Origin of the sequence: Bradyrhizobium zhengyangense, assembly GCF_022012435.1 — a bacterium.
Taxonomy (GTDB): Bacteria; Pseudomonadota; Alphaproteobacteria; order Rhizobiales; family Xanthobacteraceae; genus Bradyrhizobium; species Bradyrhizobium zhengyangense.
Map to the genome: position 1 here is coordinate 270,098 of NZ_JAKLUA010000004.1, position 24,363 is coordinate 294,460.

Annotated in this window: 21 protein-coding genes; 4 read left to right on the plus strand and 17 right to left on the minus strand. The window is 63.8% G+C overall.

Annotated features, from left to right (window positions below):
• Positions 1–108: 108 nt before the first annotated feature.
• The 3 genes from L6637_RS15590 (at position 109) to L6637_RS15600 (ending at position 3,622) form a co-directional block, all read left to right on the plus strand.
• On the plus strand, positions 109–2,796 hold the full coding sequence (locus L6637_RS15590; protein WP_237871216.1) for a flavin-containing monooxygenase: 2,688 nt from the start codon (positions 109–111) through the stop codon (positions 2,794–2,796).
• Between the two features lie 132 nt (positions 2,797–2,928).
• Positions 2,929–3,192 carry a hypothetical protein gene (locus tag L6637_RS15595; RefSeq protein ID WP_237871218.1) on the plus strand — a complete coding sequence of 88 codons (264 nt, stop codon included), beginning with the start codon at positions 2,929–2,931 and terminating at the stop codon, positions 3,190–3,192.
• A 124-nt stretch (positions 3,193–3,316) separates the two neighbouring features.
• The gene (locus L6637_RS15600) at positions 3,317–3,622 is read left to right on the plus strand and encodes a hypothetical protein (protein WP_237866068.1); all 306 of its coding nucleotides are present in this window, start codon (positions 3,317–3,319) and stop codon (positions 3,620–3,622) included.
• A 272-nt stretch (positions 3,623–3,894) separates the two neighbouring features.
• On the opposite strand, the gene L6637_RS15605 is transcribed toward L6637_RS15600, so the two are convergent.
• The 8 genes from L6637_RS15605 to L6637_RS15640 form a co-directional block, all read right to left on the minus strand.
• Complete coding sequence (locus tag L6637_RS15605) at positions 3,895–4,047, minus strand: hypothetical protein (protein ID WP_212298790.1); 153 nt, start codon at positions 4,045–4,047, stop codon at positions 3,895–3,897.
• Between the two features lie 169 nt (positions 4,048–4,216).
• On the minus strand, positions 4,217–4,741 hold the full coding sequence (locus L6637_RS15610) for a septal ring lytic transglycosylase RlpA family protein (protein WP_237866069.1): 525 nt from the start codon (positions 4,739–4,741) through the stop codon (positions 4,217–4,219).
• 152 nt (positions 4,742–4,893) lie between these two features.
• Positions 4,894–5,061 (minus strand): hypothetical protein, encoded by a 168-nt coding sequence (locus tag L6637_RS15615; RefSeq protein WP_237866070.1) that lies wholly within the window; start codon positions 5,059–5,061, stop codon positions 4,894–4,896.
• A 166-nt stretch (positions 5,062–5,227) separates the two neighbouring features.
• Positions 5,228–7,741, minus strand: coding sequence for a M56 family metallopeptidase (locus tag L6637_RS15620; RefSeq protein WP_237871220.1), 2,514 nt, complete (start codon positions 7,739–7,741; stop codon positions 5,228–5,230).
• Positions 7,738–8,130: a BlaI/MecI/CopY family transcriptional regulator gene (locus L6637_RS15625; protein WP_237866072.1), complete on the minus strand. Its 393-nt coding sequence runs from the start codon at positions 8,128–8,130 to the stop codon at positions 7,738–7,740. The genes L6637_RS15620 and L6637_RS15625 overlap by 4 nt, the downstream gene beginning before the upstream one ends.
• A gap of 334 nt (positions 8,131–8,464) precedes the next feature.
• Positions 8,465–10,117 (minus strand): NAD-dependent malic enzyme, encoded by a 1,653-nt coding sequence (locus L6637_RS15630; protein WP_338076855.1) that lies wholly within the window; start codon positions 10,115–10,117, stop codon positions 8,465–8,467.
• Positions 10,118–10,410: 293 nt separating this feature from the next.
• Positions 10,411–11,409, minus strand: coding sequence for a tripartite tricarboxylate transporter substrate-binding protein (locus L6637_RS15635; RefSeq protein ID WP_237866073.1), 999 nt, complete (start codon positions 11,407–11,409; stop codon positions 10,411–10,413).
• Between the two features lie 102 nt (positions 11,410–11,511).
• A complete protein-coding gene (locus tag L6637_RS15640) occupies positions 11,512–13,851 on the minus strand; it encodes a mechanosensitive ion channel domain-containing protein (protein ID WP_237871222.1) in 2,340 nt (779 codons plus the stop codon).
• Positions 13,852–14,658: 807 nt separating this feature from the next.
• Between L6637_RS15640 and L6637_RS15645 the strand changes: the two genes are divergently transcribed.
• Positions 14,659–15,540, plus strand: a complete 882-nt coding sequence (locus L6637_RS15645; protein WP_237866075.1) for an MBL fold metallo-hydrolase — start codon at positions 14,659–14,661, stop codon at positions 15,538–15,540.
• A 228-nt stretch (positions 15,541–15,768) separates the two neighbouring features.
• On the opposite strand, the gene L6637_RS15650 is transcribed toward L6637_RS15645, so the two are convergent.
• The 9 genes from L6637_RS15650 to L6637_RS15690 form a co-directional block, all read right to left on the minus strand.
• A complete protein-coding gene (locus L6637_RS15650; protein WP_237871224.1) occupies positions 15,769–16,806 on the minus strand; it encodes a patatin-like phospholipase family protein in 1,038 nt (345 codons plus the stop codon).
• Positions 16,803–17,732 (minus strand): polyphosphate kinase 2 family protein, encoded by a 930-nt coding sequence (locus tag L6637_RS15655; RefSeq protein ID WP_237866077.1) that lies wholly within the window; start codon positions 17,730–17,732, stop codon positions 16,803–16,805. Before L6637_RS15655 ends, L6637_RS15650 begins: the two co-directional genes overlap by 4 nt.
• Positions 17,692–18,711, minus strand: coding sequence for a branched-chain amino acid ABC transporter permease (locus tag L6637_RS15660; protein WP_237866078.1), 1,020 nt, complete (start codon positions 18,709–18,711; stop codon positions 17,692–17,694). Before L6637_RS15660 ends, L6637_RS15655 begins: the two co-directional genes overlap by 41 nt.
• Positions 18,708–19,589: a branched-chain amino acid ABC transporter permease gene (locus L6637_RS15665; RefSeq protein ID WP_237866079.1), complete on the minus strand. Its 882-nt coding sequence runs from the start codon at positions 19,587–19,589 to the stop codon at positions 18,708–18,710. Before L6637_RS15665 ends, L6637_RS15660 begins: the two co-directional genes overlap by 4 nt.
• Before the next feature lie 7 nt (positions 19,590–19,596).
• Complete coding sequence (locus tag L6637_RS15670) at positions 19,597–20,301, minus strand: ABC transporter ATP-binding protein (protein ID WP_237871226.1); 705 nt, start codon at positions 20,299–20,301, stop codon at positions 19,597–19,599.
• Positions 20,301–21,071, minus strand: a complete 771-nt coding sequence (locus tag L6637_RS15675; protein WP_237866081.1) for an ABC transporter ATP-binding protein — start codon at positions 21,069–21,071, stop codon at positions 20,301–20,303. The genes L6637_RS15670 and L6637_RS15675 overlap by 1 nt, the downstream gene beginning before the upstream one ends.
• A gap of 30 nt (positions 21,072–21,101) precedes the next feature.
• Positions 21,102–22,412 carry an ABC transporter substrate-binding protein gene (locus tag L6637_RS15680; protein ID WP_237866082.1) on the minus strand — a complete coding sequence of 437 codons (1,311 nt, stop codon included), beginning with the start codon at positions 22,410–22,412 and terminating at the stop codon, positions 21,102–21,104.
• Positions 22,413–22,504: 92 nt separating this feature from the next.
• A complete protein-coding gene (locus L6637_RS15685; protein ID WP_237871228.1) occupies positions 22,505–23,209 on the minus strand; it encodes an NUDIX hydrolase in 705 nt (234 codons plus the stop codon).
• 29 nt (positions 23,210–23,238) lie between these two features.
• A complete protein-coding gene (locus L6637_RS15690; RefSeq protein WP_237871230.1) occupies positions 23,239–24,264 on the minus strand; it encodes an ABC transporter substrate-binding protein in 1,026 nt (341 codons plus the stop codon).
• Positions 24,265–24,363: the final 99 nt, after the last annotated feature.

Sequence of the window (24,363 nt, forward strand, 5' to 3'; positions counted from 1 at the left end):
GCCACGATGATGCCGCAAAGGGACTACCGAAGATTGCACTTGTTCTGATGACAAGCCGGGCCTGCGGGACTAGCCTGCCGGCAAAACAAAGACACGGGAGGAATAACCATGCCGGAAGCAATGGTCGCCGCACGTGAGTCCAAGGCGGGGAGCGGAACCGTCCAAAACGTCGATGTTGCCGTGGTCGGCGCAGGTTTTTCCGGCCTCTATCTTCTCCATCGCCTGCGCAAGGCCGGCCTCTCCGCCGTCGGTCTCGAAGAAGCCGGCGATGTCGGCGGCACCTGGTACTGGAACCGCTATCCCGGCGCCCGCTGCGATATCCAGACCATCGACTACAGCTACACGTTCGATCCGGAGCTCGACAAGGCGTGGACCTGGTCGGAGAAATACGCGACCCAGCCCGAGATCCTGCGCTATCTCGGCTTCGTCGCCGATCGCTACGATCTCAGGCGCGACATCCGCTTCAGGACCAAGGTCACCGAAGCCAAATGGGACGAGAAGGCCGAGCGCTGGCAACTCACCACGGACAACGGCGCTGCCGTCTCCTGCCGCTTCTACATCATGGCGACCGGCTGTCTCTCCGCGCCAAAACCGCCGGAGATCGACGGCGTCAAGGATTTCAAGGGCGAGGTCTATTTCACCGGACGCTGGCCACATGACGGCGTCAATCTCGCGGGAAAGCGCGTCGCCGTGATCGGAACCGGTTCGTCGGGCATCCAGTCGATCCCTCTGATCGCCGAACAGGCGGCCCACCTGACCGTGTTCCAGCGCACGCCGAATTTCGCGCTGCCCGCCCATAACGGCCCCTCGCCGGCCGATCGCAGGGACCTGTTCCAGAGCGACCGCGCGGCCTATCGCGAGCAGGCGCGCCAGTCGATGGCCGGCGTACCCTATCCGCAGCAGACCGTCGTCAGCTGGCAGCTCAGCGATGCCGAGCGTCGCGAGCGGTTCGAGCGCGCCTGGGCTGCCGGCGACCTCGTCCACATCCTGACGCAGCTTTGGGCCGACCAGGCGGTCGATGTCGACGGCAACAAGATCGTCCAGGACCTGATCCGCGAGAAGATCTCGGCGGCCGTGAAGGATCCGGAGACGGCGGCAGCGCTGATGCCGGACGATCATCCGTTCGGCGCCAAACGTCCCTGCCTCGAAACCAACTATTACGCGACCTACAACCGGCCGAACGTCACGCTGGTCAATCTGCGCCAGGAGCCGATCAAGGCGATCACCGCAGGCGGCATCACGACGGCCAAGCGCAATGTCGATGTCGACGTCATCGTGTTCGCCACCGGCTTTGATGCCATGACCGGCGCGATCCGCGCCGTGCATCCGATCACCGGGCGCGGCGGCAAGTCGCTCACCGATGTCTGGGCACAGGGGCCGCAGAGCTATCTGGGGCTCACGGTCGAAGGCTTCCCGAACTTCTTCATGATCACCGGGCCCGGCAGCCCGTCGGTGCTGTCGAACATGGCTGTTTCGATCGAGCAGCATGTCGATTGGGTCGTGGACCGCCTCAAAGCGTTGGGCGAAGCCGGCTTCACCACCATCGAGCCAACCGAGACGGCGCAAGCCGGCTGGAACAGGCACATGGCCGACTGCTCGATGCTGACGCTGCATCGGCTCGCCAACACCTGGTACACGGGCGCCAACGTGCCCGGCAAGGTTCAGGGCCTGATGCCCTATACCGGAGGTGTCGGTCCCTATCGCAGCCTTTGCGACGAGGTCACCAGCCGCGGCATGCTCGGCTTCAGGCTGACCGGACCCAATGTCGCCGCACAATGCAATGACGGCGAGGTGGTGCGGCTGCAGCCGGACGTGCGGCTGGTGCTGAACCTGCTGGCCTCGTTGAACCTGCCACCGATCGAGTCGATGGGGGCGGCAGGCGCGCGCGCCTTCGTCAATGAGTTCAACAAGGGCCGGCCTGCGGGACGGCTGATCGGCGAGATCGTCGACGGCACGCTCCCCGGCGCCGACGGCCCGCTGCCCTACCGCGTCTACAAGCCGGCCACGCCGGGGCCGCATCAGGTCGTGGTGTATTTCCACGGCGGCGGCTGGGTGCTCGGCGACGAGCAGTCGGACGAGCCGTTCTGCCGCGACATGGTGCGACGGACCGGCATGATGTTCGTCAGCGTCGGCTATCGCCACGCGCCGGAGCATCGTTTCCCGGCGGCCATCGAGGACGGCTACGCGGCGACGCGCTGGATCTCGGAGCATCTGGCCGAACTCGGCGGCATCCCGGGCCCGGTGCTGGTCGCCGGCTGGAGCGCCGGCGGCAACATCGCGGCCGTCACCTGCCAGCTCGCACGCGATCGCGGCGGGCCCGAGATATCAGGCCAGCTGCTGGTATGTCCGGTGACGGACAGCAGCTTCGACCGGCCCTCCTACAACGACAATGCGACCGGCTACTTCCTGACGCGCTCGCTGATGTACTGGTTCTGGGACCTGTACTGCTCACCGGCCGACCGCACCGATCCGCGCGTCTCGCCGCTGCGCGGCAAGGTCTCGGGCCTGCCGCCGGCCTTTGTGGTGACGGCCGAGTTCGATCCGCTCCGCGACGAGGGCATCGCCTACGCCGAGGCGATGGCGGCTGCCGGCGTCCAGGTCGAGCAGCTGAAGGCGCACGGCCATTTTCACTCGTCCTTTGTGATGGTGGACGTGGTGATCACAGGCGTCCAGGGCCGGGTGCAGATGGCGCAAGCCCTGCGGCGCTTTGCAGGGCTGCCGCCCGAGGTCAGCCGCGACGAGAGAGCCCACGGCCATGCGAGCCCAGGGGATAAGATCGCAGCCGCCGCGAGCTGAGCCGCCATCGGCCGGGAACCTTTTCCCGGCCGCCGCGTTCTCGGTGCGTGGCATTGAGATGCAGTGATGGGTAATGGGCCCTGGCACGCAAGGTAAGCGTGTCAGGGTTCTTTTTGCGTGAGGCGGGGGACAATGGGGGACGCATCAAAGGTTGATTTCAGCGCGCTCGCCGTGCTGCAGAAATGGCCTTCCCTGGGAAATCAGCGCCGGCTGGACCGCGAGCCCTATCAGGTCAGCGAGGGTACGCTCGATGCCTGCATCTCGGCATTCATGGCAAAGCCCGCGCCCACAAGGCATCTCTATGAGATCCGCACGGCCGCGCAGCCGCCGCTGGTCACGGACATCCTCTCGCCCGAGCATGTCATCGAGCTGTCGCGCTTGAGAGAATTTCTCTGACCTGTAGGCGAGCACCTACACGCCAGCGACATTAGTCTAATCCGCATCCCGAAATCTCGGCAGGAACCTTCCTCCGGTTTTTCCCGTTAACGGAGATCGGAAAGCCGAGATGTGAGCAATCCAGATGCTTGACGCTGGCGTACCATCCCCGGTCGTGCCCTATGGCGCCGACCAGACTCTGTTCGTGGTGATCGATCGCCTCGACGAGGCCACTGAAATTCGCGTCGAGCGAAGCGATCTCGATGCAGCAATCAACGATCTCGTCGCCGGCTGCTTCAACGATCCCATCAAGGTGATCTCGTTCAACACGCTCGAGCACTGGATGAAAGACATCTCGACCGATGTTGCCGATGAAATCCAGGCGCGCTGCGACATCGACGGCGTGACGCTTCCTGATTATCTCAGCGATTTCGTCGAGAGCCACAGCTGAGCGCGCTGTCGTCGCCACAAGCTTGCAGGCAACAAAAAGCGCCGCTTCCGCGGCGCTTTTCGCATCTTATCACGCTCTCAATGATGCCAGAAGATCGCCAGCAGCAGGATGACCGGCAGCGGCACGCCAAGCAACCAAAGCAAGGCACCTCGTCCAAAGCCCATGACTTCCTCCTCCATATTCATGACTGACATGACGTCGGAGAGAAGAAGAAGTTCCGCAGATGGCAGAGAGGGCAAATGCGTTCAGAGCATGGATCTAATGGGGTTAGACTACCCGCGCCGGCGGCCGGCGATAACCTCGATCTCGCGGCGGCGCTCGCCGGCGAAAGTCAGGAGCTTTTCGATCGTGGGCGTATCCGTGATCCGTTTGGCCAGCCGCTCGGCGCGCGCCGCCTGATCTTCGAGATACTGGATCGTGTTCAAGCGCCGTCCCCCCAAAGCCCCGAATTGCCGGACGCCTATGGTGCGGGAGAGCCGCTAATAGTCGGTTAAGCGCGGCAAAGGCGATTTATTGTTTGAGCATGATCTCCGCGCAAACGCGTTCCGCGTTTGTCGCGAGGGAAAACCGATACACACTTTTCCGGATCACGCTCTATTGCACGACGTCGAGCCTGACATTGGCGAGGCCCTTGTCGACCATGCCGAGCGCCTCGGCCGCGGACGGCGAGATGTCGACGACGCGGCCGCGCACAAAGGGCCCGCGATCGTTGACCCTGACCGTCACGAAGCGACCGGAGGAGACATCGGTGACGCGCAGCTTGGTCCCGAACGGCAGCGTGGGATGGGCCGCAGTCAGCTCGTTCTTGTCAAACCTCTCGCCGCTCGCGGTCTCCGTGTCCGAGTAGAAGCTCGCCACGCCCTGCGAGGCCGACGACTTGGCGCTTGCTGTGTCGACCGACCGATGCGGCCTGTAGATCGGACGCGGATGCAGCGCCGCCACGCGGTGCGGCCGCTCGATCGCAGCCTGCTTTGTGGTCGGAGCGAGATCGGCCCTCTGGCGGCCGACCGGTGATTGCGCGCAGGCGGCGAGCGATGCGGCCCCCATGATGACCAGCAGCAACCGTGACGAGGTTGCCGGCGAGGTCAGGGTCGTTTCGGCACGTGCAATGCGAGACATGATGCGCCCTCCGAACACCCCTGAGTTTCGGTGGGCAATGAGGGCAGAACCTTGGCTGAACAAAAGCGGCCTTGCGGCCGCCATCGTTTCGCGCCGGCTGTGATGAATCCACCACAGTCACCTGTCCTGAATCGACACAAAATGGCGAGAAATCAGCCCGATACGACGCGCCAGATGACCGGGCGCGTCTCCGGCCGCGCCTCGCCGGTCTCGACCTCACCCCTCATGAGCCGCGCGAGCTCGCGTCGATAGAGCAGCTGCCAGCCGGTTTTCAGGCTGGCAAGAAAGTCGAGCTCCCGTTGCGTCAGCATGCACATCATGAACCCGATCCGCCTGCGGGCCGTCCCTGAGGTCCCTAGCCGGCGCCCGCATCGAACATCCGCGGCAGACTGCCAAGCGTAATGTTACACAGCGTAACGGTTGCGGCAGACGGGCGCAAGCCGGGATCGGCCGCCTGCGCCCCTGATCACGACAACGCGAACGCAGCTAGAAATTGGGCCCGAGCGCGATCTTGGTGATCGTCCCATTCCTGACGCCGATGCGCCATTCCGCCGAGCCGTTGGCGAACTGGGCGAGATAGATGTCGCTGTCGAGCGCGGTGACGCCGCGGAACGAGACGGCGCGCAGCGCACCGAGCCGAGCCAGGATCGCCTGGTCGAACGGAAGCTGCGCACGCGTGATGTTGGCGACCTCGCTCGTCATATGATCGTAGTCGGGCTGCCCCTGGCCGATGCCTTCGATATAGTGCCGCAGCATCACCTCACCATTGGCGATCGGAACGGCGCGCCGCGCGGCGCGTCCCTGCCGCGCGAGAAGGTTCGAGGCCTCGACATTGTGGAAGCGCGTCTGCCGGCCCGGCACCAGGATCTCCATGCACTTGCCCGACTTGTCGGCAATGACCCACGGATTGTTCACGCTGGTCAGCGTCGCCCAGGTCATATCCGACCTGACGACGCTCTGCGCCCTGCGCTCGCCATTCGCATCGAGATTGAAGACCTGAATGTCGTCCTCGGTCTCGTTGTAGAGCATGATCCTGATCGGCGACGTGCCGGCGCGGCCGCGCACGTTGGCCTCCTCCGAACAGGGGACGATGCCGCCGAGCTCGTCGTTGCCGTCGGGCCGGAAGATCACGTCGCCGGCCTTGCCGTCGGGCTCGATCAGCAGGCGGAATTCCGCGGTGCCATTCTCGAACTTGGCGCCATAGATGTCGTAGCCACCGGGCCCGACGCCGCGGAAGAAGATCGACTCGACCGCGCCGAGCGCTGCAAAGGTCGCGCGCAATTCGTCGAGGCGACGGTGGATATTGGCGGCCAGCGGCGCGCTCATGCGATCATAGCTCGGCGTGCCGCGGCGCAGATCCTCGATCCCTTTCAGGATCATCTCCTTGCTGCCGGCCGCCGGGACCTGCTCCCTGAACCTGTCAGGCACCTCCGCCAGGCGCCGGGCGAAGTCGGCCTCGATCGCCTGGGCCTGCGCCGCGTCGATCCGCGGCGCGAGGCGAGCGCCGGACGCGGCGTTCTGGACCAGCACGCGCGAGACCGAGGCTGCATCGTCGCGCAGGAAGATCAGGAGATGATCGCCATGGACGGAGAACGCGTCAGTGCCCTCGGCCAGCACCGCCGATCGGCCCTGCCCGGTCTCCTGCACCTGCAGACCATCGCCGTCGCGCCTGATGGTGAGCACGCGGCTCGGCGCAATCTTGTACCAGCCGACATATTGATCAAGCGACACCGGATCCGTCGTCGGTGCCGGCATCTCGGCGACGTTGATAGCGCGCACGTCGCGGCCGTTCATATGCAGCGTCAGCTCGGACGAGCGGCGCTCCATATCAACAGCGAACGTGATCTCGCCAAATGAGGCCGCGTAGGACGCGGTGCCGTCGCCTGCAACGGTCAAGCGCAGCTTGCGCTGGCCGGTGAGCTGACCGTAGAGGTCGTCGCCCTCGCGGAAGATCGCGAACACCGAAGCCGGGCCCATGGCGTAGAAATTGACAAACGGATGGTAATGCTCGGCCGGCACCTGACCGATATCAGAACCTGATGGCACAGGATCCGGCGTGCGGTAGGCGATCATGCCGGCCGACACGATCACGACAGGCACGATCGCCGCCGCGATCCGCAGCCGCTTGCGCCAGCCGACCGCCACGGGCATGGCGGCAGCGGCGATGATGCGTTCGACCCGTGCGCGCACGGTCGAGACCTGCGCCATCGCAAGCTCCATCGGCCGCGGCTTCACCGACGTCGCGACATCGAGCAGGATTTCCGCATAGGACAGCCGGTCGTCGATCATCTCGATCGCGCGGGCATCGCTGATGATCTCCGCAAGCTCGGCCAGACGCGCCAGCTGCCACCACGAGAACGGGCTGAACCAGAACACCACGCGATTGAGCGAGGCGAGCAGCAGGACGTAGAAATCCCTGTTGGCGACATGCGCGCCCTCATGCGCGAGCACCGCGAGGCGCTTCTTGGCGTCCCAGCCGAAAAACTGCGGCGGCACCAGGATGGTCGAGCCGAAAGTGACGGGGCCGCCGACGTCGCGACTGACGCGCACGTCCGCTCCGATCAGGCCTTTCACCGGCTTTGCCGCGCGCGCAAGACGCCATGTCAGGCAAAGGCCGATCGCCAGCCGCATCAGCAACAGGCCTGCGACGCAGGCATAAACGGTGGTGGCAATTGTCCACCAGTCGATCGGGATGCCATGCTTTGCCATCGGCGCGATGGCCGCACCTGATGCGGTCGGCAAGGACGGCTGCGGCCGGTCCAGCATCGCGATATCGGCCGGCCAGACGTCATCGGGCACTGGCACGGACAAGGGCAGCCGGTCGATGGTGAGCGTCGGCCAGTGCATCACGAACGGCATCGCCAGCGATGCCAGCAGCACGACCACCCACACCGTCATATGAACGTGCGGATTGCGCACACGAAAAAGGATGAGACCGATCCAGACGACGCCTCCCAGCGCGAAGGAGCGTAACGCCGCCTCAGCCAGAGCCGCGATCATTCTTTTTTCACTCCCCTCGCCTTCTTCGCCTTGGCCACCTGGTCGGCCAGCGCGCGCAATTGCTGCTGGTCGAGCATCGCATTGTCCACCATGCCGACGAGGACCTCCTCCATCGAGCCGTTGCAGAACCAGTCGACGATGCGCTGCACCGCCTTGGCCGCGACCCGGGCGCGCGCCTCGGTGGCGTGGTAGACGTAAGTGCGTCCGTCAACCGTGTGGCGAGCATAGCCTTTTTCTTCGAGGCGGCGCAGCACCGTTCGCACCGTCGATTCCTTCAGACGCCGCGACAGACGCTCGCGCACGATTTCGGCCGTGACCGGCCCATGGGCCCATACTATCTGCATGACCTCGTGCTCGAGATCGCCCAGGTCGGGCAAACGATCGTCCATGGTGGCTTACCTATTGAGATTCTTGTAACGCTACGAAGCGTCGCACATAAGGCCACGGCAGACAATTGCGATTGCGGTGATGCCGACCGGGCCGGGGAAAGGCTCTTGATGAGGCAGGCAGGGTGCCTCGCCCCTCACCCGGATCGCCCTGGACGGTGCTTCGCATCGCCGAGGCGATCCGACCTCTCCCCGCAAAGAGCGGGGAGAGGTTAGGCACATCAACTCGGCGCGCGCGGTAAGGAGCGCACGCGCTTCTCTCACCCCCTCGCCCCGTTCTCACGGGGAGAGGGTGGGATGAGGGGCTGCCTCCGCGGATTCGACCGCATTGTGAGCGTCAGTATTTCGGCTCGTACATCTGCGACTGGACCAGGCCCTTCACGTCATTGGGCGCAGGCCCATCGGCGAGCCCTCGCTGAAAAGCGACATCAGCCACGGCCGCCGCAATGCGGGCCGAGACCTCGCGGATGCGCGGCAAAGCCGGATACAGGCTGCCCTGATCGAGATCCTCCTTGCCGACGCAATTGGCGAGCGTATGAGCGGCCGCCATGAACATCTCGTCGGTCACGAGCCGCGAACGGCTGGCGATGACGCCGAGGCCGACGCCGGGGAAGATGTAGGAGTTGTTGCCCTGGCGCGGCACGAAGGTACGGCCATTGAGCTTGACCGGGTCGTAGGGACTGCCACAGGCGAACAGCGCGCGACCCTCGGTGTAGCGATAGGCATCCTCCGCCGAGCATTCCGCCTTCGAGGTCGGGTTGGACAGCGCGAACACGATCGGCTGTTCGTTGAGCTCGGCCATCGTCTTGAGCACCTCGGGCGTGAAGGCGCCGCCGACCGCGGCAACGCCGATGATCGCCGTCGGCTTGAGCGTCTTGATTGCGGTGAGGAAGTCGGCGATTGGCGCCTGGTCGGTGTGGGCATAGCGGAGCTTGTGGCCGTGCAGGCCGTCGCGGCCGCTGACGACGAGGCCACGGGAATCCACCAGCCAGTTGCGACGGAGCGCCTGGGCCTCCGTTGCGCCCTCCGCCATCATGGCGGAGACGACGAGATCGGCGATGCCGGTCGCCGCCTCGCCAGCGCCGAGGAACAGGATGCGCTGGTTCCGGAGCTTGCCGCCGCTGATACGCAGCGCCGAGAACAGGCCGGCGAGCGCGACGGCCGCGGTGCCCTGGATGTCGTCGTTGAAGACGCAGGCTTCGTCCCGGTATTTGTGCAGCAACTTGAACGCGGAATGATTGGCGAAATCCTCGAACTGGATCAGCACGCCGGGGAAGGTCTTTCGCGCGGCGGTCATGAACTCGTCGACGAAGCTGTCATAGGCTTCGCCCGTCAGCCGCCGTTCGCGCAGACCGAGATAGTAGGGATCGCTCAGCAGCTCCGCGTTGTTGGTGCCGACGTCGAGCACGATGGGCAGGCACTGCTCGGGATGCACGCCGGCGCAGGCCGAATAGAGCGACAGCTTGCCGACGGGAATCCCCATGCCATTGGCACCGAGATCGCCAAGTCCCAAAATGCGTTCGCCATCGGTGACGACGATCAACTTGGCCTGATAGGGCCAGTTCTTCAGGATCTCGGCGATCTGGCCGCGATCGTGCGAGGAGATGAACATGCCGCGCGGCCGCTGGAAGATCAGGCCGTATTTCTGGCAGGCGAGCCCGACCGTCGGCGTGTAGATGATCGGCTGGATCTCGTCGATATTGTCGACGACGACGCGGAAGAACAGCGCCTCGTTGCGGTCATGCAGCGCGTTCAACGCGACGTATTTCTCCAGATCCGTCGGCAGCGAGCGCAGATTGATCAGCACGCGCTCGACCTGCGCCTCGATCGTCAGCACGCAGGGCGGCAACAGGCCGCGCAGGCCGCGCGCGGCGCGCTCGGCTTCCGTGAAGGCCGTGCCCTTGTTGAGCAGGGGGTCGCGCAGCAGCGTCATGCCTTGCGCGGAATCGGATGATGTCGAATGGGCGCTGACCCGAGCAGGTCTATTCACGAATTCCCCCAGGGAGTTTCTTATTGAAGGGCGAGCATTGTCGGCCAGCGGTCCATCGAGATCAAGGACGTTGCCCCCTGGGCCACGATTGTGATCTCGCACCGCAGCGAGGTTTTCGCGAACGATCCGCAGGTTGCTCTCTCCCCTCGTCATTCCGGGGCGCGACGAAGTCGCGAGCCCGGAATCCATTCATCCACTAACTCTGCCGCCCGATGGCTTCCGGGTTCGCGCTGACGCGCGCCCCGGAATGACGAGAAATCCTCAAGATGAGGGCGAAATGTGCCGCAACAGCTCTACTCCGGCCTGATATCCGCAGCTTTCACGACAGGCCACCATTTCTCGATCTCGGCCTTCTGGAAGGCGCCGAGAGCTGCGGGCGATTGCTGGTCCACCGGCGGAATCTCCTGCCCAAGTTCGGCAAAGCGCTGCCTGACGGCGGGATCGGCAAGAGCTGCGACAATGGCTGTGTTGAGCTTTGTGATAGTCTCCTTCGGCGTATTCTTCGGTGCCCAGATGCCGTGCCAGTAGGAGATGTAGAGACCGGGTAGCCCGGCCTCGTCGACGGTCGGAATGTCGGGCGCGGATGCAAGCCGCGTCGGCGAGGTCACGGCGAAAGCTTTGATCGCGCCACTCTTGACATGCGGCAGCGAATTGGTGGCCTGGTCGAACATGATGTCGATCTGTCCAGCGACGAGGTCGATCATCGCCGGCCCCGCGCCACGATAGGGCACGAACTGGAAGTCGGTGCCGGTCCTTTCCTTGAAGAAAACGCCGGCGACATGCGCGCCGGTGCCGGCGCCAGCCGTGCCCGCGGTGGCCTTGCCGGGATTGGCCTTTAGCCAGGCGATCATCTCTTTCAGGCTGTTTGCCTCGAGCGACTTCCGGCCGACAATCAGCTGCGTGCCCATCGCGACCAGCGCGACGGGCTCGAAATCGGCGAGCAAATCGTAGGGCAGCTTGAAGATCGCGCCGTTGAGCACATGCGTGCCCCAATGGCCGATGGTGATGGTGGTGCCGTCGGGCGCGGCCCGCGCGACGCGGGCGCCGGCGATACTGCCGGAGGCGCCGGCGACGTTCTCGACCACGATCGTCGCATGCAGATCGGCCGCGATCCGTTCCGACAGGATCCGCGCCAGCGTATCGGTCGGCCCGCCCGCCGCGAACGGGACCACGAGGGTGATGGGCCGAGAGGGGAACGATTGCGCACCGGCCGGTGCGGTCCACGCCGCGCATCCGATCACCGCGCACACGACGATTACATGACCGCGCAATCCGGCCCACAGCCCCCGCATCACTCTCTCCCACCGTTCTTGACGTCCGCATGTCGTCAGCGGACTGGAGGGCGAGTGAACGCCGCCGGTTGAGCGGAGGCAAGGCGGAAATTTACCGCGTACCTATCCGGCTGCCCGTCTTGGCGTCAGGTTGGCGGCGAGATCGACCGGCGGTGCGACATGCATCAAGATGGTCTGGGTCGCTGATGCGACCTCGATGCCGTTCTGCTGGAAGCGCTGCTTCATGCGACGGTTGAATTCGCGCTGGACCGGCCAGCGGCCAGCCTCGGTGCAGCGGATCTGGCCGACGATCGAGACCATGGCACCATCGACCTTGTCGATGCCCCAGAGCTCGAGGTCGCCGCGGATCAGCGGGCGGAAGTCGGGCTCGCGGCGCATCTCCTCGACGATCTCCTTGAGGATCTGGCCGGCGCGATCGGTGTCCTCCTTGTAGGCGACGTTGACGCTGACGGAGGCATTGCCGGCACCACGGCTGGCATTGGTGATGGTCGTCACCGCGCTGAACGGCACGATGTGCACGGCGCCGTCACCCGCACGTAGGCGAATGGTGCGGATCGAGACGTTCTCGACCACGCCAGTAAGCCCCGACACGCTGACGGTGTCGCCGACCTGCACCGTGTTCTCCAGCAGCAGGAATAGGCCGGTGATGAGATCCTGCACCAGCTTCTGCGAGCCGAAGCCGATGGCGATGCCGACGATGCCGGCGCCGGCGAGCAGCGGCGCGACATTGACACCGATCTCGCTGAGTGCCGTGAGGCCGACCACGGTGGCGATGAGGCACAAGAGCGCTGTCCGCAGCATCGGCTGAAAGGTGCGCAGGCGCGCGGCGCGGGCATAATGTCCGTCGCGCGACAGTGTGTTGATCTGGCGATCCAGCAGCGCATTGCTGGCCTCCCAGATCGCCGCAGCGATGACGACGGCGACGCCGATCGTCGCAACGGCAGAGAGCAGCCGGCTGCCGATCTGGCCGCCATAGAACCAGACGATGGCATCGACGCCCCAGACCTCGAGAACCGCAACGAAGCCGACGAAGGCGATCGCGCCGGAGACGATCTTGCGCAGCAGCGGCAGATAGCGATTGGCGCGGATCTCCAGCCCCGGAAAGCGCTGGAGGATGTCTGGCCGGATGCGAAAGCCACGATCGATCAAGCTCAGCGTCACCATGATGGCGACCCGCGTGATCAGCACGACCGCGATGGTGCCGACGAAATATTGCAGTAGCAGCGAATAGCCGTTGTGGATGTTGAGCGCCCAGACCGCCCACAGGGCCAAATCGAGCGCGATCGCCAGATAATGCCAGCCGCCGGCGATGCGGTTGCGCAGACGCGCCGCAATCCCCTGCCGATCCGCCGGCGCGCGGATGGCGTCGGCGACCTGGCGGCGGCATTGCAGGATGATGACGACGACGAACAGATGCACGACCAGCATGACCATGCGAATGAGCGCGGCGTAGCCGGCACGATGAAGGCCGAGCAACAGCGCCACATTGGCGAACGCAATGCCGGTCACCGCGACACCGACAATGCGGCGCGCCCAGATCTCGATATAGGCCGCGGTCTCGGCCCGCGCCGGAAACAGGCCGAAGGGTCCGGCCAGGGCGCGGATGACGCAGATCAGCCCGCGCGAGAACGCGTAGGCGTTGACGACCGCAAGGATCACGAGACGGACGGTAGCGGGCTCGCCGATCTCCGTTCCGAGCAATGCGGTCGAGATGCCAAGGAAAGCAACGACCGGTAGCAGTTCGAATAGCAATCGTCCCAGCACCAAGGGCAGCCGCAGCATTAGCTGCCAGACACGCGCAAGGCTGTGCCGTCGCTTGTGCAAATCTGGCTCGGGCGTGACATCGGCGACCGATGACGGTGGATCGGCGATGGGCAGCGCCTGCACCGGCAGGCGTGCAGTCTGAGGCACGCGCCCTTCGAGGAAGGCGACCGGTCGCCGGATCAGGCGGACGCCAACCCATTCGGCCGTGAGCGCGCAGCCGAACACCAGCGCCAGCTTCCAGCCGATCTCGATCAGGAGATTGTAGGCATCAGGGTCGTCAGCGGTCCGGACGATCCAGTAGTAGAACGCCCAGAAATGCGTGAGCGTGCGCGCCATATCGACGACATCGCGCGAGATCTCTCCGATCTGTTCGGACACCGTGAGCAGAAGCTGGGCGCCGAGGCCATCGGCCGCGAGCGGGATCGGCAACTTCTGCTCGGACGCGGGCGGTGCGGCCTGCTGCGGGCCAGACGCATTGGCGATCGCGCGCAACGTATCGATCATTTGCGCGCGCTTCTTGTCGTCCTGGAGCGTGTCCAGCGCCCGCCTCGCCTCGTCAGGCGACAATGCGACCGCGCTCCTGGGGGCAGGCGCAGGCGTCTCAGCGCGGGCTCCGGAGAACGACGAGATGGCGAGGAAGAGCGCTGCGAGAAGCGCCGAGGCAAGCTTGTGCGACACGCGGATTCCCCAAAATAAATGAAGCGCGCCGGCGGAATCGGGACCGCGCGAAGCACTGCGTCATGTCGGATCGGCGCTATTCGCCCCGATCGTGTGTCGGAAATTTGCCGATCAGGCGGCCATCTCTTGGCATTTCCCGCAACGCAAACGGTGGAACCGCGTCATGGTCAATGTTGCAAAGGCGTGCAAAATTGCTGATCGGAATTCGGGGCATCAAATGGCAGATTTCGATCGGCGCGAGCTCATGCTTGCGGGAGCTGCGCTCCTGCTCGGCACGCCGTCAGCGATCGCACAGAGCGGACCCAGCTTCATCTATCGCGGCATCACACGCTGCACGACAAACAGCCGATCTACTATCAATGGATCGGTGATCTCTTCGGCCTGCAGAAGAAGGCGTAGCCACCGAGGCGGTTTACAAAACGCACAGCGCCGGGCAGGTAGGGGCTCTGCCTTGCTGATGCAGCCCACTAAACCTTGACCCGGCGTGCCGTTCGCGGTTTCTGCCGCTATGCGATAGTCCGAACGAGCTTCATCGCACTTAACGCGGCTGGATTTGCGGAGGTGGAGTCATAGACCTCCCCTTGCTCATGAGGTGGACGTTACGCGTCGCGCTGATCGCGACCACAGGCATGCTCCTCCCGTGACATAAAACTGTCAAGCGGGATCGATGTCCCCAAGGATCACATTTGCACAGCTGTTCCGCGACAGACTGTCCGGGTGAGAGCGCGGAATAAATCCCTCTCCGCAGCGTTTGTGTGAGAGACAATTCTCCCTCTTCCCCGCCATCCTTTTTTCAGAAAGCCAGAGATGAAAGCATTATCTTGCATCGCCGTTCTCGCGGCCCTCGTCACCGGTTCAGCTTTTGCGCAAGCGCCACAGACCTCGACCAAGAAGGTCGACGGCACCGACAACGTCTACATCTTCCGCTATGGCGGCCATCAGTCGATGTTCGTGGTGACGCCGAAAGGTGTGATCGCGACCGATCCGATCTCCTATTTGCGTCCGGCAAAGCCCTATATCGACGCGATCAAGGCGGTCACCGACAAGCCGATCAAGTACGTCATCTACAGCCACCATCATTACGATCACATCGCCGGCGGCCAGCCGTTCAAGGACCTCGGCGCCACCTTCATCGCGCATCGCCGCACCAAGGAGCGGCTGCTCGAATTGAAGAAGCAGAATTCGCTGCTGGCCGATATCGTCATGCCGGACCAGATCGTCGACGACCAGAAGATCATCACGCTCGGCGGCACCACGCTGGAGCTCGACTATGTCGGCCGCAACCATTCCGACAATTCGCTCGTGATGCGGCTGCCGAAGGAGAAGATCGTCTTCGTCGTCGACTTCGCGCCGATCGAGAGCGTCCAGTTCCGCAACATTCCTGATAACGCCTCGCCGCTCGAATATATCGCTTCGCTGAAGAAGCTGGCCTCGCTCGACTGGGAGCGCATGATCCCCGGCCATCCCTATGCCGGCGGCCGGCTGGGCACCAAGAAAGATGTCGAGGACGACATTGCCTACATGGAAGACCTCTCGACCGAGGTGAAGAAGGCGGCTGATGCCGGCAAGTGCTTCGACACCGCGATGAAGGAAGTGAAGCTGCCGAAGTACGAGAAGTGGGCGAATTACGAGGCGAGCCTGCCAGCCAATATCGAGCGCTTCTGCTACTGGTGGGGCCGGGGATACTAGCGGCGTGCACAGAAGTCGCAGGGTGGGCACAGGCGCGTCAGTGCCTTGCCCACCCTGCGAGACCTGCCGCGATGATGGCATCATGCACGTGTTTTGCCCGACGGGTCAATCGATTTTTCTATAAATCCGAATATCGGGTGCATTCGCCGGCAGGCCACTGATTCCATGCCCCCGGCTACTGTGCATGGGGTTGTTTTCGCAACCTTTGTCGATGGCCGGCCGAGCGGCCTAGAGAAACATGTCTGTCAGGTCGACCGTCGAGGCCCTTCCGATCCGGTCAAAGTTTTTCGTCAGCCAGCTTCGCGCGGCCTCGCGGCCCTCATCGCGCAGGCGACACAAGAGGCTCCATTCGGGATGGAACTGCGTCGCCGTTCCGAGTTGCGACATCAGCTGGTCGTTTCCGATCCAGTGCATGAACATGCGGCTATGCGTATCGCGATCGAGCTCGCCGTTGTCGATAAGCCGGGTCGCGAAGGCAATCGCGCGCATCTCGCGCATCAGTGACGAATTGAAGCTGATCTCATTGATGCGATGGAGGACGTCGGCGGCGCTTGCCGGAAGCTCGTCACGCCGGATCGCGGTCACCTGCACGATGATGACGTCGTGACTGCCCTTGCGATAGATCAGCGGAAAGATCGCGGGATTCCCGAGATAGCCGCCATCCCAATAGTGCTCGCCGTCGATCTCGACCGCCTGGAAATATGGCGGCAGGCAGGCCGACGCGAGCACCGCCTCAGCGCTGAGCAACGGCGTCTGGAATACCTTGATCTTGCCGGTTCGCACATTGGTGGCGTTGAGAAAGAGCTGCGGTGCGTCCGGCGACGAATTGAGCCGCTCGAAATCGATCACGCGTTGCAGCAAGGACCGGAGCGGATTCAAGTGGAATGGGTTGAGCAGGTTCGGCGGCACCGTATGCGTCAGCGTGTGGATGAAGGCATGGACGGGGTGATATTCCGGCGGCAGCTTGAGGGCCTGGATCAACTGGTTGACTGGTGAGAACAGGTCATAGACCTGGTCCATCCGCGAGACCTCGTTCCAGAACGCATGCAGGTTCTGCCGCGCAGCCTCGGCTCCGCCGATAGCCATGCCCGAGGCAAGCGCCACGGCGTTCATCGCGCCCGCGCTTGTCGCGCTGATCGCCTCGATTGCGAGCCTGCCGTCCTCGAGCACCTGGTCGAGCACGCCCCAGACGAAGGCGCCGTGCGCGCCGCCGCCCTGCAGCGCGAAGTTGACGTTCTTCTGGTTGCTGGTCTCGGGAGCGGTCATTTTTCGCGCTTTCGTCCTCCCTTCCCCTCGCTCTCCAGCGCTTTTCGAACATCGGCAAACTCACGCAGCGAGGCCTTGTCGGCACGGGGGAAGCGCAGGTCCAGCTTTTCCAGCTCCGCGACGATGACGGAGCCGATCACGACGCGCGCGAACCATTTGTGGTCGGCCGGCACGACATACCAAGGCGCATGCGGCGTCGCGGTGTGGCGCACGATGTCCTGATAGACCGCCTGGTAGCGCGGCCACAGAGCACGCTCCTCGATATCGCCCATCGAGAATTTCCACTGCTTGCCCGGCTCTTCCAGCCGGTCGAGAAAGCGCTTGCGCTGCTCCTCCTTGGAAACGTTGAGGAAGAATTTCAGCACCACGGTGCCGTTGCGCATCAGGTAGCGCTCCCAGGCGGCAATGTCCTCGAACCGCTCCTTCCAGATGTTCTTGGTCACGAGCTTTTGCGGCAGCTTCTCCTTGACGAGCAGCTCCGGATGCACGCGCGTCACCAGGCATTCCTCGTAATGGGAGCGGTTGAAGATGCCGATATGGCCGCGCTCCGGAAGCGCGACCACGTGTCGCCAGAGGAAATCGTGATCGAGTTCCTTGCTGCTCGGCGCCTTGAAGGCGGAGACCTCGCAGCCCTGCGGATTGATGCCCTCGAAGATCGCCTTGATCGCGCTGTCCTTGCCGCCGGCGTCCATGGCCTGGAATACGATCAGGACCGACCAACGATCCTGCGCGTAGAGCTTTTCCTGGAATTCGACGAGACGCTTCTTGTTGGCGTCGAGAATCTCCTGCGCCGCCTCTTTGTCCAGATCGCCCCTCGCGTCGGTCTTGTAGTCTTTCAGGTGAAACTTACCGGACCCGTCATGGCGGAATGGCGTGATGTAGCGGTCAAGTTCCTGGGCGAGCGATTTGGACGGCTTTTTGCTCATGAGCGCGGGGCACCTTGCGTTGCGGCTTCAATCGATCGAGCAGGCTACCAAGGATGCCCTTCGGAAGGAATATGATGAAAAGCACCAACAGCACGCCGTAGACGAGATTGTCCCAGCCGACCGCCCTGGTGCCGAAGCCGATACGCAAGGTTTCCGCGAGCAGGATGGTGATGACGGCACCGACGGTCGGACCCAGCGAGACGAACAGACCGCCGACAATGGCCGCGAACACCATCTGCAGCGACACCGCGATGCCGGAGACGGTGTCGGGCGTGATGAACATCTGGTACTGGCAATAGATCGCGCCGGCCAGCGCCGTCATCAGGGCGCTGATCAGCGTGATCTTCAGCTTCTCCGCGGTGACATTGACGCCGGCGGCGGCAGCGGCGTCCTCGTCCTCCGATATCGCCTCCAGCGCGTAGCGGCTCATGCTGCGATCGATCAGATGCCAGACGACGATGCCGCCGAGCCAGACCGCAAGCGCGATCAGGTACCAAGTGGTCTTGTCGTCGAATTGCAGCGCCAGCAGCTTGTTGCCGGACGCGCGGTTCGGCGTGTAGCCGAGCGAGCCGCCGGTATAATCGCGCGTTGCCGTGATGACCTGAAGCACGATGCCTGACAGCGCCAGCGTCACCAGCACGAAATAGTGTCCGGTGATGCGGAAGCGGAAGCAGGGATAGCCGACGATCAGCGCCAGCGCGCCGGCCGCGACCATGCCGATGGGAATGCCGATCCATGGCGACAGGCCGAGATGGTTCCACAAGAGCGCGGTGACATAGGCGCCGATGCCCATGAAACCGCCGTGCCCAAGCGAGACCAGGCCGAACCGCCCCATCATCGACCACGATGTGTATGCGAACGACCAGATCAGGATCAGCACCAGAATGTGCAGATGATAGGGATCGCGATATACGAAGGGCAGCGCGACCAGCGCCGCCAGCCCGATCCCCCACGCTGCAAATCGCCCCTGCCCCGTCATCGGCGCCTCGCGAGCAGGCCCGCGGGCCGGATGAACATCATGACGATGAAGAAGGCAAAGGCGAGCACGTAGCCCCATTCGAGATCGGAGAACAAGCCACCAAGCGAGATAATCTCGGCGAACACGAACGCGGCGATGAAGCCGCCGATGAAATTGCCGAGGCCGCCGAGCACGCAGATCAGGAAAGTGATCGGGCCGAAGGAGAGGCCAACGAAGGGATGCACGTCATATTGCAGCACGAGCAGGCAGGCGGCGAGCCCGGCCAGCCCGCCCCCGATCGCGGAGGTTATGAGATAGATGCGTTTGGTATCGACGCCCATCAGCGCCATGATCTGCCGGTCCTGCGAGATGGCGCGGATCGCCGTACCGGTGAAAGTGCGGGTCATGAACAGATAGACCGCGACCATGCCGACCAGCGCCGCCAGGAACGAGAGGAGGCGTGCATAGCTGAAATTCATGTCGCCGAACGCGAGCACCGGCAGCCGGATGCCGAGGTTGCGGAAGTCGATGCCGAAAGCGACGGTGGCAAAGCTCTGCAGCACGAACAGCACACCACCGGTGGCGAGCAATTGGTTGATCGGCGGCGCGGTGAGCAGCGGCGCGATCACCAGATAATGCAGGAGAGCGCCGAGGATCGCGACGAGCAGGATAGTGAACGGCGCTGCGATGAAATAGCTGATGCCGTAATACTGGACCATGAAATACATGGCGTACATGCCGATCATCACCAGCTCGGCGTAACAGATCCAGGTCACGTCGATGACGCCGAAGATCAGGTTCAGCCCGAGCGCAAGCAGCGCCAGCACGCCGCCGAGCAGGATGCCGTTGATCACGGCTTCCAGCAGATAGATGTCGAAGATATCCAGAAACGCCTGCATATGCCGCTCACACCCCGAGATAAGCTTCCTTGACTGTGTCGCTCGCCAGCATCTCCGCCGAGCTGCCGGACGCCCTGATCGTGCCGGCCTCGATCAGATAGGCACGGTCGACCACCTTCAGCACCTGCTGCACGTTCTGCTCGACGATCAGCACCGTCAGCCCGCTGGCGCGGATCCGCTTGACGAGCTCGAACACCTGCTGCACCACGACCGGCGCCAGCCCCGCCGATGGCTCATCGAGCAGCAGAAGCTTTGGCTTCGACATCAGTGCGCGGCCGATGGCGCACATCTGCTGCTCGCCGCCGGACATGGTGCCGGCCATCTGGTAGCGGCGCTCCTTCAGCCGTGGAAACAGATCGAACACGACCTCGAGCCGCTCGGCATAATGGCCGCGCGCCTCCTTCATGAAGGCGCCCATCTTGAGATTGTCGTCGACCGAGAGCTGCGGAAACAGCCGCCGGTTCTCCGGCACATGCGCGATCCCGAGGCTGACAATCTTGTGCGGCGGCGTCGCGAGGACGTCGACACCCTCCATCGCGATCGATCCGCGCGAGGGGCGGATCAGGCCGGAGATGACGCGCATCAAGGTGGTCTTGCCGGCGCCGTTCGGGCCGATCACGCCCACTGCCTCGCCAGCCTTGACCTCGAGATGGACGTCGAACAGCGCCTGGAAGGTGCCATAGCCGGCGCTGACGCTACGGAGTTCCAGCATCATTGACCTCCCGCGCGACGGCGCGCTTCGGCGGCCGCGGCCTGGGTGGTCTCGGCATCGGTGCCGAGATAGACCTCGATGACGCGCGGATCGCCCGCAACCGCGCTGGGCAGCCCCTCCGAGATCTTCTCGCCGTGGTCGAGCACCATGACGCGGTCGACGACGCGCATCAACACGCCCATGATGTGCTCGACCCAGATGATGGTGATGCCGAGCTCATCGCGGATGTTGCGCAGCATGTCCGCCGCCTGGTCCATCTCGGCCTCGTCGAGGCCGCCGAGGCTTTCGTCTGCGAGCAGCAGCTTGGGCGCGGTGGCGAGCGCCTTCGCAAGTTCGAGCTTCTTCAAACCGGCCGCGCCGAGGCCGTCGACGCTGGCATGACGATCGGCCGGCAAGCCCACCATCCTAAGCGAGCGCTCGGCCGCTTCCTCGGCCTTGACGCGGCTATGGCGACCCTGGCCATAGAAGCCGGCAAGGGCGACGTTCTCGAAAATGGAGAGGCGGCGAAACGGCCGCGGGATCTGGAAGGTGCGACCGACGCCGCTGTTGATGATCCGGTGCGGCGCGAGGCCCGCGATCTCCGAACCATCGAACAGGATCGATCCGGCGCTCGGCGAAAGCGTGCCTGAGAGCATGTTGAAGATCGTGCTCTTGCCCGAGCCGTTGGGGCCGATCAGGCCGAGGATCTCGCCCTGCTCGACCCTGAACGACACGTTATTGACGGCGGTGAAGCCACCGAACCGCTTCACGAGCCCGCTGACCTCCAGCACCGTCCCGCTCTCCTTGTCAAAAGTATTGCGCTACTGGTTGCTGTAGGTGGTGCCCTTCGGCAGCGGCAGCACGGCTTCGCGCTGTGCCTGGCTCTTCGGCCAGACCACCGAGGACTTATCGTCGATATACTGGATCACGACCGGGAATGACCGTTCGTTCTGCCCCGCCATTGGCGTGCCCTCGCCAAAGAACTTGACGCCGAAGCCGAGCATGGTGCCGCCCTCTGGGATGTCGGTGTCGAGCGCAGCCTTGCGCAACGCCTCCGGATCAATCCCGCCATACTTCTTGATGGCGCGCGGCAGCACGTCATCCATGAAGACGTAGGTGTTGGACGCACCGATGCCGACATGGGCGGAGCGGATGGCGACGCCGGGCCTGATCTTGTCGAACTCCTCGCCGATCATCTTGATGACGGGCGCAAGCTTCGGATCCATGGTCTTCTGGTTGGCGAGCCAGATCGAGATCGGATCGGTGTCGAAGAGATAGTTGGCGTCGGCGCCAAGGCCCTCTTTCAGCTTCTCATAGACCCCGTAGCCCGCGCCATGGCCGACGAGAGCCGCGAATTTCAGCCCCTGTTCGCGCGCCTGCCGCAGCAACAGGGTGATGTCGGGGTTGTAGCCGGTGTGGAAAACGACATCGGGCTTGGCGCGCTTCAGTTTGGTCACCAGTGCCGACAGATCAGGCGCGGTGGCGGAATAACCTTCCTTCAGCACGACGTTGAAGCCCGCTTTCTTCGCGCCGGCCTCATTGCCCTTGGCAACGTCGACGCCATAGGCGCCGTCCTCGTGGACGATGGCGACACGCAGGTCGCTCGGCTCCTTGCCGAACTTCGCCTTGGCGTTCTGCGCGATGAAATCCATCGTCATCGTGCCGAACTGATCACCGCTCGCCTGCGGGCGGAAGACGTATTTGTAGTTCTTGTCGGCAACCACGGCGGATGAGATGCAGGTCGTGATCCACATGAACTTCTTGAGCTGCTCGACGCGGGCGGCAACCGGCACGCATTGCGCCGAGGAGAAGAAGCCGAGCACCATGTCGACCTTCTCCTGCTCGAGCAGGCGGACGGATTCGTTGATGGCGACGTCGGGCTTGCTCTGCGCGTCGGCGTAAACAGCCTCAACCTTGTAGCCCTCGACGCCGGTCTTGGTGAAATGGTCGAGGATGATCTTGGTGCCGAGATATTCGAGCTCGGAGCCGCCACCCGCAAGCGGGCCGGTCAGGTCGAAAATCACGCCGATCTTGATTTTCTTGTCTTGAGCCTGGGCCGAAACGGTCAAGCCCATCGCTGCAATCGCGATCAACAGCCCACGTACCAAGCGGGCAGCCATGCGCAGGCGCATCTAAACCTCCCTGGACGATTGTGCATTGCAGTTTCTTGTTTTGCTTTTCGCCCATCACATGGGCTGCGTCGCGCGATGTCAAGCCTTGCGCTTCAGCGCGAGGTGAACTGCTGCGCGATAAAGGCCGTGACAAACCGCGGCATGGTGGGGGTGAGATCATCGATCCCGCGCACGAGATGAATGGCCGAAAGCTCCGGCTCAGCCTGGCGAGCCAGATTGGCTTCGATCCGCGCACGAGCCGCCTCCCCCGGCATGTCCAGGTTGAGGATCTGGATCATTGCAAGCGCGGTGCCGGTAACGACACAGTGCCAGTCGGCCTCGGCCGAGTAATCGGCAGGCGAGAGACCGGTCTCTTCCTGGAGTTCGCGGACGACGCTGCCGGGAATGTCGAGGGTGCCGTCCCTGACATCGTCGAGGTCGGGGGTACCCGACGCGAAATAGATGCGTCCGGCATTGGCCGTGTGATGTGCCATCTCGCCCATCACAAAGGCGCCATCGGAGGTGCGCAGCGCCCCCATGCCGAAGCCGTTGAACACGGCAGGGTCGGGAAAGCCCCAGTCGCGCCAGGCCAGGAAGCTCGCGAAATCCGTCTCGAAATAGGTCGCCGAGAGATGACCGTCCGTGAATAAGGCATCGCGCCCGAGCAAAACCCGGCCGTTCCAGAGCTTCGGCCGCGCGCGCTGCTGCTCGGCGAAGTGCGCGGTGATCTCATCCCGCCGTTCCTCGGCAAACGGCCAGACGACGGGGTGCACGGCAAGATCAAGCGTCGTGACGCGATGAATGGAGGGTGACGTCATGACGCCTGATTACCAAGCTTTCGCGTCAGTTATTTGGCGCTGCCCGTGGTCTTCTTCGCCTGTTCGACAAATTTGTTCGTAAATGTCTTGCTGACGTCGATCTTGGCGTTCGCGACCTCGGGCGAGCCGACGCTGAACACCGCGAGCACGGCGTCTGCGCCCTTCGGGTCCATCTTGCCGGTCTCGGAGAACATCGGGATCGTGTTCTTCAGCGCGGCGAGATAGAGGCCCTTGTTCTTGCCAACCATCTCCTCCGGCATCTTCGCCATGATTTCCTCGGGCGAGTGCGAATGGATCCAGGCGAGCGTCGACAGCATCGCGTTGGTGAGCGCCTGCACCTCCTTCTCGTGGCCAGCGACCCAAGCCGCCGTCGAGTACAAGGCGCCACCCGGATATTCGCCGCCGAAGGTCTCGAGCGTGTCCTTTTGCGTCCGGGTGTCGCTGAGGATACGCAGGTCCGGATGGCTGCCCTTGAGCACGGTGACCGAGGGATCGAGCATGACTGCGGCGTCGATCTGCCCCTGCTCCATGGCAGCCACCGCGGTGGCGCCGAGGCCGACGCCGATCACGGCGGTGCCGGCGGGATCGATCCCATTCTTCTTCAGAAGATATTTCAGGAAGAAATCGGTGGAGGAGCCGGGCGCACTGACCCCGACCTTCTTGCCGGCAAGATCCTTGATCGACTTGATGTCCGCCGTGTGCGAGGGCGCAACGACCAGCACGAGGCCCGGATAGCGGTCATAGACCACGAACGCCTGCAGCTCCTGCTTCTTGGCCGCCAGGTTGACGCAATGGTCGAAATAACCCGAAACGACGTCCGCGCTGCCGCCGAGCACGGCCTTGAGCGCGTCCGAGCCGCCCTTGAGGTCAACGAGGTCGACATTGAGGCCGGCCTTCTCGTACTCGCCAAGCTGCTTGGCCAGCACCGTCGGCAGATAGCACAGGCAGGCGCCGCCGCCGACCGCAACCGTGATTTTGGTTTGCGCTGCGGCAAGCGAGGTGGTGAGCGTCAGCGCAAGCAGCGCGCCCGCGAGCCTCGCAATCGTGTTCTTCATTGGTTTCCTCCGTTCGGCTGGCGGCACCATAGAGCAGCAGGGCTGGCTTGAGAAGGACGCCCAACTGCACTGGCCATCAGCCTTTTGGCGCAATAGCAT

Coding starts and splice junctions, on each gene's coding strand:
- L6637_RS15590 (WP_237871216.1), top strand. CDS start 109: ATGCCGGAAGCAATGGTCGCCGCACGTGAGTCCAAGGCGGGGAGCGGA.
- L6637_RS15595 (WP_237871218.1), top strand. CDS start 2,929: ATGGGGGACGCATCAAAGGTTGATTTCAGCGCGCTCGCCGTGCTGCAG.
- L6637_RS15600 (WP_237866068.1), top strand. CDS start 3,317: ATGCTTGACGCTGGCGTACCATCCCCGGTCGTGCCCTATGGCGCCGAC.
- L6637_RS15610 (WP_237866069.1), bottom strand. CDS start 4,741: ATGTCTCGCATTGCACGTGCCGAAACGACCCTGACCTCGCCGGCAACC.
- L6637_RS15615 (WP_237866070.1), bottom strand. CDS start 5,061: ATGATGTGCATGCTGACGCAACGGGAGCTCGACTTTCTTGCCAGCCTG.
- L6637_RS15620 (WP_237871220.1), bottom strand. CDS start 7,741: ATGATCGCGGCTCTGGCTGAGGCGGCGTTACGCTCCTTCGCGCTGGGA.
- L6637_RS15625 (WP_237866072.1), bottom strand. CDS start 8,130: ATGGACGATCGTTTGCCCGACCTGGGCGATCTCGAGCACGAGGTCATG.
- L6637_RS15635 (WP_237866073.1), bottom strand. CDS start 11,409: ATGCGGGGGCTGTGGGCCGGATTGCGCGGTCATGTAATCGTCGTGTGC.
- L6637_RS15645 (WP_237866075.1), top strand. CDS start 14,659: ATGAAAGCATTATCTTGCATCGCCGTTCTCGCGGCCCTCGTCACCGGT.
- L6637_RS15650 (WP_237871224.1), bottom strand. CDS start 16,806: ATGACCGCTCCCGAGACCAGCAACCAGAAGAACGTCAACTTCGCGCTG.
- L6637_RS15655 (WP_237866077.1), bottom strand. CDS start 17,732: ATGAGCAAAAAGCCGTCCAAATCGCTCGCCCAGGAACTTGACCGCTAC.
- L6637_RS15660 (WP_237866078.1), bottom strand. CDS start 18,711: ATGACGGGGCAGGGGCGATTTGCAGCGTGGGGGATCGGGCTGGCGGCG.
- L6637_RS15665 (WP_237866079.1), bottom strand. CDS start 19,589: ATGCAGGCGTTTCTGGATATCTTCGACATCTATCTGCTGGAAGCCGTG.
- L6637_RS15670 (WP_237871226.1), bottom strand. CDS start 20,301: ATGCTGGAACTCCGTAGCGTCAGCGCCGGCTATGGCACCTTCCAGGCG.
- L6637_RS15680 (WP_237866082.1), bottom strand. CDS start 22,412: ATGCGCCTGCGCATGGCTGCCCGCTTGGTACGTGGGCTGTTGATCGCG.
- L6637_RS15685 (WP_237871228.1), bottom strand. CDS start 23,209: ATGACGTCACCCTCCATTCATCGCGTCACGACGCTTGATCTTGCCGTG.
- L6637_RS15690 (WP_237871230.1), bottom strand. CDS start 24,264: ATGAAGAACACGATTGCGAGGCTCGCGGGCGCGCTGCTTGCGCTGACG.